Raw genomic sequence first — 14,036 nt, forward strand, 5'->3', positions numbered from 1 at the left:
ACTCCACTGGCGTCGAGCGCAGATATGAGCCCGAGGTGTTCGACGAAAGGTTTGAAATCCCGATCATTGTCCCCAGACCTGCCATCACTCCAGACCAGCGCGCCGGATGAGGTCGGTTGTCGAGGGATCGAAGTCCCCACCCCCCTTTGCCGCGGCCTTGGCCATTTCCTTGCCCAGCTCCACGCCGAACTGGTCAAACGAGTTGATGCCCAGCAGCACGCCATTCACAAACACGCGATGTTCGTAAAAGGCGATCAGCGCCCCCAGGGTGCGCGCGTCCAGCACGTCGAGCAGGATGGTCGAGGACGGCCGATCGCCGGGGTAAGCGCGGGCCGGATCGTCCGGGTTGGCGCGCCCCTTCATCAGCGCGGCCCCTTGCGCAAAGGCGTTGAGCAGTAGCTGACGGTGATGTTCCTCCGCCAGCGTGTCGCCAGCCTCGATCACCGCCAGGAATTCGACCGGCACCAGATGCGTGCCCTGGTGGAGCAGCTGAAAGACCGCATGCTGCGCGTCGGTGCCAACGCCACCCCAGGTGATCGGCGCGGTCGGGCGGCCGACCGGCTGGCCGTCCACCGTCACGCCCTTGCCGTTTGATTCCATCTCAAGCTGCTGAAGGTAGCTCGGCAGCAACCGCAGCCGCTCGTCATAGGCGAAGGGCGCGCGCGTCTCGCAGCCGCGCACCTGCGTGTAATAGAGGTCAGCAAAGGCCGCCAGCGCCGGCGCATTCTCATGCAGCGCGGTCAGGCGGAAATGGCGGTCCATCTCCGCCGCGCCTTCCAGCAGCTCGGCGAACTGATCCCAGCCGAGCTTGATGGCGGCGGGAAAGCCGATCGACGACCAGAGGGAATAGCGCCCGCCTACGCCTTCCGAAAAAGGCAGGATCCGCGTCTCGTCCACGCCCCATTCCACCGCCTTGTCGGGAGCGGCGGTCAGCGCGATGACGCGGCCATAGGGATCCTCGACGCCATTTTCCTGCATCCAGGCGATGGTGCTTTCCGCATTCATCATCGTCTCGGTCGTGGTGAAGGTCTTGGACGCGACCACCAACAACGTCGTTGCTGGATCGAACCGCTCGAACACGTCATCGAGCGCCATGCCATCGACGTTGGAAACGATCGCCACGTCGTAGCGCTCATTGTCGCGCCCCAGCGCATCGACCAGCAGATTCGGGCCCAGCGCCGATCCGCCAATGCCGACATGCAGCACGTGGCGCACCGGTCCGAACGCCTCCGCCTCAATCGCATCGATCAGCATCCGCATCCGCGCATGGAATTCAGCCGCCCGCGCGACGCTATCCGCCTTGCCCTCGCCGCGCTCCGCCGTGTGCTCGACCGGGCGATCCTCGGTTACGTTGACATGCGCCCCTGCGAACATCGCCTCGCGCTTGCCGGCTAAGTCCATCTCTTTGGCTAGCGCCTCGAACGCCGTGATCGCGTCGCGGGTCAGATGCGTCTTCGACCAGTCGAAGTGGATACCCGCGACGTCGAGCGACAATTTGGTCAACCGCTCGAGATCGTCGGCGAACAGCTGCTCCAGCTTGATCTGCGGCAGCGCCTCAATCGTCGACCAATCCGTCATTCCTGCTTCTCCACCGTTCGGGCTGAGCTTGTCGAAGCCCTGCACTTGGCCCTCGCGCGTTAAGACGGAAAGACAGCCGTTCGACAAGCTCAGGGCGAACGGGACGAGAGATAGATCGTTCCGCCGCTTGACGCGCCGCCCGGCTTCGGCAACGCGCCGGACATGGCCGACACCTCTCCCGCCAAGCCCGCCAGCACCGCTCCCAAGGCGAGATCGGAAACGTCCGAGACGATCCGCTTCCTGCTGAAACTCGCCTTCGTTGTGTGGCTGTTCCGCAGCTTCGTCCTGGCGCCGTTCTCGATCCCATCGGAATCGATGCTGCCGCGGCTGCTGATCGGCGACTATCTGTTCGTTTCCAAGTGGAACTATGGCTATTCGCGCTGGTCGATGCCGTTCGGCTTCCCCCCGGTGCCGGGGCGCCTGCTCGGCGGCGTGCCGGAGCGCGGCGATACGGTGGTGTTCCGCTCCAAGGGCGAGGACCATCACGACGTCATCAAGCGCGTGATCGGCTTGCCGGGCGATACGATTCAGATGCGCCGGGGGCAGTTGATCCTCAATGGCCAGGCAATCCCCAAGCAGCGCATCGCCGACTTCGCGGTGCCGCTCTCGCCCAATTTCACCACGCGCGAATGCGACGCCGAGTTCGTCCAGACGAACGGCGAAGGCGCGACGTGCCGCATTCCGCGCTTCCGCGAAACGCTGCCCGGCGGGCGCAGCTATGAAGTGCTCGACCAGCGCTACATTCCCGATGCGGACGATACCGGCGTTTACACGGTGCCTGCTGGCAACGTGTTCCTGATGGGCGACAATCGCGACGATTCCGCCGACAGCCGCTTCCCCTCGACGGAGGAAGCACTGCCCGGCCAGGTGCAGGGCATGGGCTTCATCCCGTTGGATCGCGTGCAGGGCAAGGCGATGATCATCTTCTGGTCCACCGACGGCTCGGCCAATTGGCTGCTGCCCTGGACGTGGTTCACCGCGGCCCGCTGGGATCGGCTGGGCGGCGGCTTTGACTGATCTCGCCGCCTGGATCGAGCGGACGTTTGATCATCGGCCAGCCGATCTCGCCGATTGGGAACGCGCCCTCACCCACGCTAGCCGCGGCGACACACATTACGAGCGGCTGGAATTCCTCGGCGATCGCGTGCTCGGCCTGTCGATGGCCGAATGGCTCTTTGAAACCTTCCCCGAGGAGCCGGAAGGCGCGTTGTCGAAGCGCTTCAACGCACTCGTCGCTGGGGTCACCTGTGCCGAAGTGGCGCGCGACATTGGTGTGCCCGCGCACCTCCGCCTGGGCAAACAGGCCCGCGACGATGGCGCGAGCGACAGCGACAACATTCTCGGCGACGTGATGGAGGCGCTGCTCGGCGCATTGTATCGCGACGCGGGGCTGGAGCCGGCCCGTGCTGTGGTGCGCCGGCTCTGGGCGGCCCGCCTCCACGCGGACGCCGCCGCGCCGCAACACCCCAAGTCCGCGCTCCAGGAATGGGCCGCCGCGAACCAGCGCAAGGCGCCGGTGTACGAAGTGGTCGAACGCTCCGGTCCCGGCCACGCGCCGCGCTTCAAAGTGAGAGCGGAGATTGCAAAGCTCGCGGACGCCACCGCCGAGGGTGGGAGCAAGCAGGAGGCCGAAACTGCCGCGGCGAAGGCGCTGCTTGCGCTGGTGAACGTGCCCAAGCCGAAGAAGCGGCGGAAGGGCTGATATCCTCCCCGGCACGGGGAGGGGGACCAGCCGCGGGCTGGTGGAGGGGCGTCTCCGCGCACGGTACGTTTTGTGGCACCGCCCCTCCACCACCGGCTGCGCCGGCGGTCCCGCTCCCCGTGCCGGGGAGGATGTACCCTCTATCGACGCAACCCGGTGCTCCCGGTATAACGCCTACAAACCAAAGGAATCCCAATGACCCGTTGCGGCCTCGTCGCCGTGCTCGGCGCCCCGAACGCCGGCAAGTCCACCCTCGTCAACGCCCTCGTTGGGCAGAAGGTGGCGATCGTCAGCCCCAAGGCGCAGACCACCCGCACGCGCCTGCTCGGCGTCGCGATGGAGGATGACGCGCAGTTGCTGCTCGTCGATACGCCGGGCATCTTCGATCCCCGTCGTCGGCTGGACCGAGCGATGGTCGCCGCGGCCTGGGGCGGGACGGAGGGCGCCGACGTGCTTGCTTTGGTGGTCGATGCCAAGGGTGGGCTCGGTCCCAAGGTGACTGATATTGCCGAACGCATCGCTGACCGGCCGGAGCCCAAGTTCCTGGTGCTGAACAAGGTCGATCTCGCCGACAAACCCAAGCTGCTGATCCACGCCGAGAAGCTCAACGCCGCGGTCAATTTCGCGCACACCTTCTTCATCAGCGCCGCGACGGGCGATGGCCTGCCGGAGCTGAAACGCACCCTTGCCGCGGCCATGCCCGAAGGACCGTGGCACTTTCCCGAGGATCAGGTCTCCGACGCGAGCGAACGCATGCTCGCGGCCGAAGTCACGCGCGAGCAGCTGTACCTCCAGCTGCACGCCGAGCTCCCCTATGCCGCCACGGTCGAGACGGAGAAGTTCACCGATCGCGAGGACGGCGCAGCCGAGATCCACCAGCAGATCCTGGTCGAACGCCCGACGCAGCGCGCAATCGTGCTCGGCAAGGGCGGCGCGAGGATCAAGGAAATCGGCGCTCGCGCCCGCGCGGAGCTTGCAGTTCTGCTCGACCGCCCGGTGCACCTGTATCTACACGTCAAGGTAAAGCCCGGCTGGGACGAGGACCGTGGCGTCTACCGCGATATCGGCCTCGACTGGGTGGATTGAGCAGCTTCGTCCTGCAACCGTCATCCCCGCGCAGGCAGGGATCCATAACCGTCGCCATTGCGGCTCCATCGAGGACCTGCGCCTCTGGATTCCCGCCTCCGCGCGGGAATGACGGCCTATCGAAGAATTTCCTCGACCCACGCCGGCACCAGCACGCTCGCCGCGCCCATTCGGCTTTCGTCGAACCACCCGCTCCCGCCCGAGGGCTCCAGGTTCAGCTCCAGCGTCCGCGCGCCATAATGGTTCGCCAGCTGCACGAACCCCGCGGCGGGATAGACCGCCCCCGACGTCCCGATCGAAACGAACAGATCGCAGCCCGCCAGCGCGCGCTCGATCCGCTCCATTTCATACGGCATCTCGCCGAAGAACACGATGTCCGGCCGCAGTGCCGGCGCGCCGCATGACGCACATGCAGCTCCCGGTGGCAGCGGATCGGGCCAGCGCACGCGCGCTTCGCATCCCGCGCACAAAGCAGAGGTCAGCTCGCCGTGCATGTGCAGCAGCCGGCTCGCCCCGGCGCGTTCGTGCAGATCATCGACATTCTGCGTCACGATCAGCAGCTCGCCCGCCCAATCCGCATCAAGCCGTGCTAGCGCCAGATGCGCCGCGTTCGGCGCTACCTCGCGCAACGCTGCGCGCCGCAGATCGTAGAAGCGGTGCACCAGCGCCGGATCGCGCGCCAGCGCCTCCGGCGTGCACACGTCCTCCACGCGATGCCCCTCCCAAAGCCCGCCCGGCCCCCGAAAAGTGGCCAGCCCACTTTCCGCCGAAATGCCGGCGCCGGTGAGGATCACAATGGTTCGAACGTCGTTCATGCAACGCGGCATAAACGATTGCCGCTTGCCATGCGACTGCAACGCACCCCGCCTACTCGACGCGACACGTCGCCAACGATAACGAGACACCGCATGAACATCGAAGGACGCGCATGACCGCGATCGGCATCTACGGAAGCGCGGGGCGGATGGGCCGCGCCATCGCAACGATCGCGGGCGACGAGAGTGCAAGCGTCGCAGGCGGCGCCGATGCGGGCGAGGATCCGTTTCCCCTTGCGCGTGACGCCGAAGTGCTAGTGGATTTCTCCACGCCCGCGGCACTTGAGTCGCACCTCGCTGCAGCCGTTGCAGCGGGCACACCAATGGTGATTGGCACCACTGGCCTTTCGCCCACGCACCACGCGCTGATCGATCGCGCCGCGGAATCGATTGCGGTGCTGCAGACCGGCAACACGTCGCTCGGCGTCACCCTACTCAACATCCTGGTGCAGGAGGCAGCGCAGCGGCTCGGGCCGGAATGGGACATTGAGATCGTTGAGATGCATCACCGCCACAAGGTAGATGCACCGTCCGGCACCGCGCTGCTGCTCGGCGACGCCGCTGCCAAGGGTCGCGGCACCACGCTTAACGAAGAACGCGTCGATGGCCGCGCCGGGCTGGTCGGCGCGCGCACCGAAGGCACGATCGGTTTTTCCTCGCTGCGCGGCGGCACGGTGGTGGGCGATCACTTGGTGGTGTTCGCTGGCGAAGGTGAGCGGATCGAGCTCGGCCATCGCGGTGAGGACCGGTCGATCTTCGCGCGCGGCGCTGTGAAGGCGGCATTGTGGCTCGCGGGCAAGCCGGCGGGCCGTTACGGCATGGCGGAGGTGCTGGGCCTTTGAAGAAGGCCGATACGTTTGAGTTCTTCCGCCGGTTAGCCGAAGCCAATCCGCATCCCGAAACCGAGCTGGAATCGGGCAACACCTATCAGCTGCTGGTCGCGGTGGTGCTGTCGGCGCAGGCGACCGACGCCGGCGTCAACAAGGCGACCCGCCGGCTCTTCGCGGAGGTGGAAACTCCGGCGCAGATGCTGGCGCTCGGCGAGGACGGGCTGAAGGAGCACATCAAGACGATCGGGCTCTTCAATGCCAAGGCAAAGAACGTCATCGCCTTGAGCCAGGCGCTGGTGGACCAGCATGGCGGCGAGGTGCCGGCGGACCGCGGTGCACTGGAGCAACTGGCGGGCGTCGGCCGCAAGACGGCGAACGTGGTGATGAACGTGGCGTTTGGTGCGGAGACCTTTGCGGTGGACACCCACATCTTCCGCGTCGGCAACCGCACCGGCCTTACGAGGGGCAAGACGCCGCTGGCGGTGGAGCTGAAGCTGGAGAAAGCGGTGCCGCAGCCGTTCCGCCTCCATGCGCATCACTGGCTGATCCTGCACGGCCGATACGTGTGCAAGGCGCGCAAGCCCGAATGCTGGCGCTGCTCAGTCATCGACCTGTGCGCCTACAAGCCGAAGACACCCGCGCCGGCAACCCGTTCGTCCTGAACTTGTCGAAGGGCTGCCTTTCCCTCAGAGGAGGGGCAAGGCTTCGACAAGCTCAGCCCGAACGGCGTTACCCCGCAAACGCCGCCTTCATCCGCTTGCGCAGCCGGCCAGGCATGAACCGCCGCGCGAAACTGGCCTGCCGGCCCGCCTTGCCGACGATATATTCCCGCTCGCGCCCGTGCACCGCGCGCCAGATCATCTCGGCCGCATCCTCCACCGTATAGACGGGCGACTTGCCGATCGCGTCCCGGATCGTGCGGTTGCTGCCCTTCGAACCTGCATCGAGGATCGGGGTCTCGACAAAGAACGGCATCACGCACGTCACGTCGATGCCGTGGCGGGTCCATTCCGCGTCCAGCGCCTCCGTCAGCCCGCGGACCGCATGTTTGGTCGCGGAGTAAGTGGCGAGACCCGGCGAACCCACGATTCCCGCGACCGAGGCGACATTGACCAGACGGCGGCCCCTGCTCTCCTTCAGGTAGGGCAAGGCGGCATAGGCGCCGTTGATCACGCCTTTCACGTTGATGTCGACCTGAAGATCAGATTCGTCCGGGGTCACTTCCTCGAACATGCCGTATCGCGCGATGCCGGCATTGTTGAGCAGGACGTCGAGCTTGCCGGCCTTCGCCACAAAGCCATCCAGCGCCGCCGCCCATTGTGCGCGGTCGCGCACGTCGAGCGGCGCGGTGAACACGCCAAGCTCATCGGCCACGCGCCCCATGCCGATCCCGTCGATGTCGCCGATGCCGACCGTCCAGCCCTCACGCTTGAACCGTCGCGCCGCCGCCAGCCCGATGCCCGACGCGCCCCCGGTGATAAAGATAGAACGCATAACTCCCTCTCCCCTCCGGGGAGGGTCGGGGAGAGGGCAGTGAGTTTCACCACCCCCTCCGACCTGCCCCTCTCCCAACCCTCTCCCAACCCTCTCCCCGGAGGGGAGAGGGCGATTTCGCTTCCTACCCCGCCCGCACCTCACGGAACGGCACCGTGCGATCCACCTCCGGCTCGCGCGGCAGGCCGAGCACCCGCTCACCGATGATGTTGCGCTGGATCTGGTCCGTCCCCCCGCCGATTGAGGTGAAATAGGCGTTGAGCGCCAGAAAATTGGCGTCCTCCGCACGCGGATGCTCCGGCCCTTCCAGCAAACTCTCCGGCCCAAGCAGGAGCCCACGCACCCGCGCCTCCTCGTGTAGGATTCGGCTCATCGCCAGCTTGCCGAGCGACATGATCGAGGACGATGTGCCCTGCGCAAGTTCCGCCTTGGCGCGCTGCGTGTTGAGCTTGTTGAGCACGCGCCACGCGATCACCTGCGCCACATCCTGACGGACCACCGGATCATCGAGCCGGCCCGCCTCCTGCGCCAGCCCGAGCAGCGAATAGTCGCCCTTCGGCCCGCCGGCGCCCGATCGCGGCCCGCGTGCGGCGTCACCCATCACCGATCGTTCATAGGCGAGCGCGGTCTGCAACACGCCCCAACCGCCGTTCAGCGGCCCGAGCAGGTTTTCCTCCGGCACGAAGGCGTCAGTGATGAACACCTCGTTGAAATGCGCCTCGTCGGTGATCTGGCGCAGCGGGCGGACCTCGACCCCCGCCTGCTTCATCGGCAGAAAGAAGAAACTGATGCCGCGGTGCTTGGGCACGTCCCAGTCGGTGCGCGCGATCAGCATGCCGTAATCCGCCACCGCCGCGCCCGAGGTCCACACCTTCTGCCCGGTAACTCGCCAGCCGCCCTCGACCTTCTCCGCGCGCGTCCGCACCGCGGCGAGATCCGATCCCGCGCCCGGCTCCGAATAAAGCAGGCACATGCCCACTTCGCCGGCGAGCAATTGCGGCACGATCGTTCGCTTGAAGCTGTCGGTGGCATGCGCGAGCGCGGTATTGGCCCATAGGTTCGAGCGATCCTGCCCCGTGCCGGGTGCGCCCGCCGCGGCAAAGGCACGTTCGATGATCTTCGCCTGATCATTGGACAGCCCGCGCCCATGCCATTCGGCGTCCCAGCGCGGCACCGCCCAGCCCGCATCGCGTACCTTGGCAAGCCACGCACTGCGCGGATCGCGCCCGAAGCTTTCGTGATGCGCGGGCAGGCCGGTCCAATTGGCGGCGAGCCACGCCTCGACCTCGTCCCGAAGCTGTTCGTCGGTCATGCTTGCGCCTCCAGCGCCCGAAGGTAGCGCTCGCGCCAATGCGCGCCGTCGCCATACAGCTGCGCGCCCGACCGCGCGCGACGCAAATACAGGTGCGCCGGGTGTTCCCACGTAAAGGCGATCCCCCCGTGCATCTGGATGCCGTCCTTCGCCACGCGCACGAAGGCGTCGCCGCAGGCGAACGCCGCCAGCGCCACCGCCGCATCCTTGGTCGCGCTGCCCTCTGCCACCTGCCGAGCCGCATCGCGCGCGGCGGAGATGGCGGATTCGCTTTCCAGCAGCAGATCGGCCGCCATATGCTTGATCGCCTGGAAGCTGCCGATCGCACGGCCGAACTGGTGCCGTTCGGTGGCATAAGCGACGGTCATCTCCAGCATCCGCCGCGCCCCGCCCGCTTGCTCACCCGCCAGCGCGATCAGCCCGATGTCGCGTGCCGCGTCGACCTGCGCCCCATCGCCGATCCGCGTGGCCGGCCCATGGAATGCCACATCCGCCATGCGCCGCGTGCAATCGAACACCGGCAACGGCGTTACAGTGACGTCGGCGCGATCAACCGCGAACACCCCGTCATCGCCGGCTACCATGATCGTGTCGGCAATCGCCGCGTCGGGCACGAAGCGCGCCGTGCCGCTCAGCCGATCGCCATCGATCCGCACGTCGCCGTGCCCCGTCCAGTCCTGCGCGCCGGTGAAGGCAATTGCAGCAATTCGTGATCCATCCGCCAGCCCGTCCAGCTGCGGCGCAAGCACCGAGGCGATCGCAGTGGAAATCAGCGGCGCCGGCAACAATACCGCCCCGGCTTCCTCCATCACCAGCTCCAGCTCGACGGCGCTCAGTCCTGCCCCGCCGGCCGCCTCCGGCAAGACAAGGCTGGTGACGCCAAGCGCCGACAGCGCACGCCACAGGTCTGGATCATGGCCGCTCTCGCTATCCATGATCCGCCGCACGTCCGCTTCGGTGCAGCGATCGGCGAGCAAGCGACGAACGCTGTCGACCAAGGCGACGCGATCGCCGGCGTCCAGGGTGGCCCCGGGACGAACGAGAGTATCGGTCATGCCGCCACCCTCACCACCTCCGTCATGCCGCCTCCTCCCCGGTCTGCGCCTTTGCCCGCCGCTCCCCCTTGGCGATCTCCTTATGCAGATCCGCCACGTAGCGCGCGAAATCGACCTGGATGGTGTGCCGAGGCGATTGGTAGTAATCCCCCAGCTCGGTGGCCTCGTCCTCAGCGGTGATCTTGCGCATTTCCTCCACCGACGGCAGCACATAGCGCCCGGTCAGGAAGCCTGCCGCCAGCTTCGACTGCTGCTCCGCGAAGTTCACCAACGTCGGCAGCGGCTGCGCCAGCCCCATGAAGAACAGGTCGTGCACCCCAGGGATCACCATCCGCTTGAACAAGGGGAAGCGGTTCTGCGCGTCAGGGAGCAGCGCGGGATCGTCGAAGAACGGGAAGCTGATCTTATACCCCGTGGCGTAGATGATCGCATCGACCTGCTCGACGCTGTCATCCTCGAAGCGGACGCGCGTGCCCTCCAGCGCCTTGATGTTGGGCTTGAACTTGATGTCGCCGCAGCTCGCGCGGGTCAGGAACTCGCCCGATACGCTTGGGTGCGCGTCGAGCGGCTCGTGATCGGGCTTGGGCAGGCCGTAATCCTCCATCCGCCCCACCAGCTTCTTGATCGCGCGCCGTGCCAGTGCCTTCCCCAGCTTGCGCGGCATCCACGTCGGCATCGCCGATTTGTCCATCGGCTTGCCGCCCGCCATCTTCGGCAGCACCCAGACGCCGCGCCGCGCCGCGACCCACAGATTCCGGGCTAAGTGCCGCTGTGACAGCTCGCTGGCGACGTCCATCGCCGAATTGCCCATACCGACGACCACCACATTCTTGCTGCGCAGATCAACGGGGTCATATGGGTCACGATAGCTGTGCACGTGATAATGCGGGTTGTCGAAGCTGCCGGGGTATTCCGGGATCTTCGGATCCCAATGGTGGCCGTTGCACACGAACAGGATCTCATAGTCCCGCGTCTCGCCGGTCGAGAGCGTCACGCTCCACCCGCCCCCCGGCTTGCGTTTGGCCTTGGTCACCGCGGTGTTGAAGGTGATGTGCTCGCGCAACCCGAAATGATCGACGTAATCGCGGAAATATTGCCACAATTGCGCATGGCTCGGGAAGTCGGGCCAGTCCTTCGGCACCGCATAATCTTCGAAGGCCAGCCGCCACTTGGACGTGTCGATATGCAGCGACTGGTAGCAGGCCGATTTGCCGTTCGGATTCTTGTAATACCAATTGCCGCCGATATCGTCCGACATCTCGAAGCAATCGAAGCTAATGCCTTCATCCTTCAGCCGTTTGGCCGTGGTAAAGCCCGAACAGCCGGCGCCAATGATGCAGGCGCGCTTGCTTACCGCCATGTCCCTCTCCCCGGCTGCTCTTTCCCGGCAGCCATAACGAAAGTTATGATGGCCTGAAGCGAGCGCCGAATCAACCGGTGCCTGAAGGAGAGAGCGATGCGATTTGAGAACAGGGTAGCATTGATCACCGGCGGCGGCTCCGGCATCGGCGCGGCGACCGCGCGGCTGATGGCGCGCGAAGGCGCGAAGGTGGTCGTCGTCGATCTGGTGAGCGACGCCGCGCAGGCGATCGCCGAGGAATGTGGTGGCTTAGCGCTTACGGCCGACGTCGCCGATCGTGCTGCCGTAGAAGCGTTCGTCGCCCGCACTGCCGAGGAGCACGGCCACCTCGACATACTCGTGAACAACGCCGGCATCGGTTGCTTTGGACGCACCCCCGATCTCGAGCCGGAGACATGGGAGCGCGTCATCGCGATCGATCTCAACGCCGTTTTCTATGCTTGCCGTGCCGCGATCCCGCACATGACCGGGCGCAATAGCGCCATCGTCAACACCGCTTCGATCTCGGGGCTAGGCGGCGACTATGGCTTCACGGCGTATAACGCCGCCAAGGCCGGCGTGATCAACTACACGCGCAGCCTTGCGGTCGATCATGCCCGCGAGGGCATCCGCGCCAACTGCCTCTGCCCCGGCCTGATCGCCACGCCTCTCACCGCCGGCGCCAAGACTATCCCGGGCCTCGAGCCTGGCTGGCACGACACGATCCCGATGGGCCGCGCCGGTACGCCCGAGGAAATGGCCGAGGTGATCGCCTTTCTCGCCTCCGACGCCGCATCCTATGTCACCGGCGCCGCGTTCGTGGCGGATGGTGGGCAGACCGCCTGGACCGGCCAGCCGAACCTTTATCGCTACGCCGCTGCGGCGGCGGAAGGAGCCGTTGCATGACCCCAAGCTGGTCCCCGCCTGCCGACAGCGGCATCACCATTCGCGAGGTGGCGGCGAATGGAAAAATCTTCGAGGTTGCCGAAGCCGGCAGCGGTGACCACCTCGTCCTCTGCCTTCACGGCTTTCCAGAACTCAATTTCTCCTGGCGTTACCAGATGCCGCTGCTGGCGCAGATGGGCTATCGTGTATGGGCGCCCAACCAACGCGGCTATGGCGCCTCGACCCGACCGAAGGGGGCGGCGAACTACACACCCGACAAGATCGTCGAGGATGCTGCCGCGCTGTTCGACGCGAGCGGCGCGAAGAAGCTAACCCTCATGGCGCACGATTGGGGCGGCGCGATCGCCTGGCTGTTCGCGATCTGGAAGAAGCGCAAAATCGAGCGGCTGGTGGTGATGAACCTCCCCCACCCCGCCTGCTTCGCCGAAGCGTTGAAGCACGGGCCACAGCGCAAACGCAGCTGGTACATGGGCTTCTTCCAATTGCCGTTTCTGCCCGAGGCGATGATGGGCGCCCGCGACGCCCGCGGCATCCGCAACTCGTTCCGCGGCATGGCCGTGGACAAGAGCCGCTTCCCCGACGAAGTGCTTGATGTGTACGCCAAGGCCGCGCAGCGGCCCGGCGCGCTCACCGCGATGATCAACTGGTACCGCGCCGCCGCCCGCCACCGTTCCACCATGCGTATCGGCGACGGCAAGGTCGATGTGCCAACGCTGATCGTCTGGGGTGAGGAGGACAAGGCGCTCGGCCTTGAAACGCTCGACGGCACGGACCGCTACGTCAGCGATCTGACGATCCGCCGCCTGCCGGGCGTGTCGCACTGGGTGCAGCAGGAGGCGCCCGAAAAGGTCAATGCCATCCTCAGCGAATGGCTACCCCATGCCTGATCGAGCCGCTTACCAGCCGGAAACCTTGAGCCGCACGCGGGCTACCATGTTGCTAGCGGTGAGGAACAGGGTCTTGCCATCTTCCCCGAACGCGCAATTGGCGATCGCCTTACCGACGGCGATCATCCCCAGTTTCGTGCCGTCAGGCGCGATGATGTAGAGACCGCCTGGACCCGACGCGAACAGATGCCCGGTGCGCGCCACTTCCAGGCCGTCGGGAAGGCCCGGCAGCTTGCGCGCGAACTCGGCGGAGAAATCCACCAGCTGCCGCCCCAGCCCGGTCGCACTGCCGTCCGCCGCAAGATCGTAGCCGCGGATCTCAGGGCGCTTCTCGTCCGAACAAGCGACGTAGAGCCGGTCACCCGTTGGGGACAGCGCAACGCCGTTCGGGCGCGACAGGCTGCGGTCGATCAACTCCACCGCGCCGCCCGGCAGCAGGCGGAACACGCCGTTGAAATCCAGCTCCTTCAGCGATGAATGGTCGCCATCCGTCAGGCCATAAGGCGGATCGGTGAAGTAGATCGCGCCACCCGGCCCGATCGCCACGTCGTTGCAGCTGTTGAAGCGCTTGCCCTCGAACCGATCGGCAAGGATCGTCTTGCGCTTCGTGGCTAGAGCGACCCGCGCAATGGCCCGGCTGCCCGAATCCGCGACGATCAAGGCACCATCGGCATCAAGGGCGAGGCCGTTCGCGCCAGCCTCACGAATGCCCGGAGGGATCGGCCCAGCCCGCCCCGACGGCGACAGGAATGGCCGCGCACCATTGCCCCGCGTCCAGCTATACACCACGTTCGCCGGCACATCGGAGAACAGCAGATAGGCGCCATCGCGAACCCACACCGGCCCCTCGGTCCAGCGATAGCCACTGGCAATCACCTCGACCGCGCTCGTCGGATCGATCAGCGCATCGAGCGCCGGATGGAGGCGCGTGATGCTGCCGCCAGACGCCGCCCGCGCCGGCGTCGAAAGCAAGGGAGCGGCAGCGAGGCCAGCCACGATCGCGCGTCGGGTCATCTTCATCATCGCCCTGAT

14 protein-coding genes are annotated in these 14,036 nt (G+C 66.3%); 7 read left to right on the forward strand and 7 right to left on the reverse strand.

What is annotated here, in order from left to right; genetic code table 11:
- Nucleotides 1-84: 84 nt before the first annotated feature.
- Nucleotides 85-1,578, reverse strand: a complete 1,494-nt coding sequence (pgi, locus tag SPHI_RS02495; protein WP_076743328.1) for a glucose-6-phosphate isomerase — start codon at nt 1,576-1,578, stop codon at nt 85-87.
- A gap of 162 nt (nt 1,579-1,740) precedes the next feature.
- Here pgi and lepB point away from each other — a divergent pair, with 162 nt between their 5' ends.
- The 3 genes from lepB to era all read left to right on the forward strand — a co-directional run bounded on the left by lepB (nt 1,741) and on the right by era (nt 4,366).
- Complete coding sequence (lepB, locus tag SPHI_RS02500) at nt 1,741-2,595, forward strand: signal peptidase I (RefSeq protein WP_076743329.1); 855 nt, start codon at nt 1,741-1,743, stop codon at nt 2,593-2,595.
- Nucleotides 2,588-3,280, forward strand: coding sequence for a ribonuclease III (gene rnc / locus SPHI_RS02505; protein ID WP_076743330.1), 693 nt, complete (start codon nt 2,588-2,590; stop codon nt 3,278-3,280). Before lepB ends, rnc begins: the two co-directional genes overlap by 8 nt.
- 195 nt (nt 3,281-3,475) lie before the next feature.
- A complete protein-coding gene (gene era, locus SPHI_RS02510; protein ID WP_076743331.1) occupies nt 3,476-4,366 on the forward strand; it encodes a GTPase Era in 891 nt (296 codons plus the stop codon).
- Nucleotides 4,367-4,482: 116 nt separating this feature from the next.
- Here the strand turns inward: era and SPHI_RS02515 are convergent, their stop codons facing one another.
- Nucleotides 4,483-5,181: an NAD-dependent deacylase gene (locus SPHI_RS02515; protein ID WP_076743332.1), complete on the reverse strand. Its 699-nt coding sequence runs from the start codon at nt 5,179-5,181 to the stop codon at nt 4,483-4,485.
- Between the two features lie 113 nt (nt 5,182-5,294).
- Here SPHI_RS02515 and dapB point away from each other — a divergent pair, with 113 nt between their 5' ends.
- Nucleotides 5,295-6,023 carry a 4-hydroxy-tetrahydrodipicolinate reductase gene (gene dapB / locus SPHI_RS02520; protein ID WP_076743333.1) on the forward strand — a complete coding sequence of 243 codons (729 nt, stop codon included), beginning with the start codon at nt 5,295-5,297 and terminating at the stop codon, nt 6,021-6,023.
- Nucleotides 6,020-6,673 carry an endonuclease III gene (nth, locus tag SPHI_RS02525; protein WP_076743334.1) on the forward strand — a complete coding sequence of 218 codons (654 nt, stop codon included), beginning with the start codon at nt 6,020-6,022 and terminating at the stop codon, nt 6,671-6,673. The genes dapB and nth overlap by 4 nt, the downstream gene beginning before the upstream one ends.
- Nucleotides 6,674-6,740: 67 nt before the next feature.
- Here the strand turns inward: nth and SPHI_RS02530 are convergent, their stop codons facing one another.
- From SPHI_RS02530 to SPHI_RS02545, 4 genes are all read right to left on the reverse strand, one after another.
- Entirely contained in the window at nt 6,741-7,505 is a 765-nt protein-coding gene (locus SPHI_RS02530) for an SDR family oxidoreductase (protein WP_076743335.1), read from the reverse strand.
- Between the two features lie 124 nt (nt 7,506-7,629).
- Entirely contained in the window at nt 7,630-8,817 is a 1,188-nt protein-coding gene (locus SPHI_RS02535) for an acyl-CoA dehydrogenase family protein (protein WP_076743336.1), read from the reverse strand.
- A complete protein-coding gene (locus tag SPHI_RS02540; RefSeq protein WP_076743337.1) occupies nt 8,814-9,872 on the reverse strand; it encodes an acyl-CoA dehydrogenase family protein in 1,059 nt (352 codons plus the stop codon). Before SPHI_RS02540 ends, SPHI_RS02535 begins: the two co-directional genes overlap by 4 nt.
- 22 nt (nt 9,873-9,894) lie before the next feature.
- A complete protein-coding gene (locus tag SPHI_RS02545; RefSeq protein WP_076743338.1) occupies nt 9,895-11,232 on the reverse strand; it encodes a flavin-containing monooxygenase in 1,338 nt (445 codons plus the stop codon).
- Nucleotides 11,233-11,328: 96 nt separating this feature from the next.
- Here SPHI_RS02545 and SPHI_RS02550 point away from each other — a divergent pair, with 96 nt between their 5' ends.
- Complete coding sequence (locus tag SPHI_RS02550) at nt 11,329-12,117, forward strand: SDR family NAD(P)-dependent oxidoreductase (RefSeq protein ID WP_076743339.1); 789 nt, start codon at nt 11,329-11,331, stop codon at nt 12,115-12,117.
- A complete protein-coding gene (locus SPHI_RS02555) occupies nt 12,114-13,004 on the forward strand; it encodes an alpha/beta fold hydrolase (RefSeq protein WP_076743340.1) in 891 nt (296 codons plus the stop codon). The genes SPHI_RS02550 and SPHI_RS02555 overlap by 4 nt, the downstream gene beginning before the upstream one ends.
- A 9-nt stretch (nt 13,005-13,013) precedes the next feature.
- On the opposite strand, the gene SPHI_RS02560 is transcribed toward SPHI_RS02555, so the two are convergent.
- On the reverse strand, nt 13,014-14,018 hold the full coding sequence (locus SPHI_RS02560; protein ID WP_332888899.1) for an SMP-30/gluconolactonase/LRE family protein: 1,005 nt from the start codon (nt 14,016-14,018) through the stop codon (nt 13,014-13,016).
- Nucleotides 14,019-14,036 lie beyond the last annotated feature (18 nt).

The sequence above is a fragment of the Sphingomonas jeddahensis genome (genome assembly GCF_001981525.1).
GTDB classification, from domain to species: Bacteria; Pseudomonadota; Alphaproteobacteria; order Sphingomonadales; family Sphingomonadaceae; genus Sphingomonas; species Sphingomonas jeddahensis.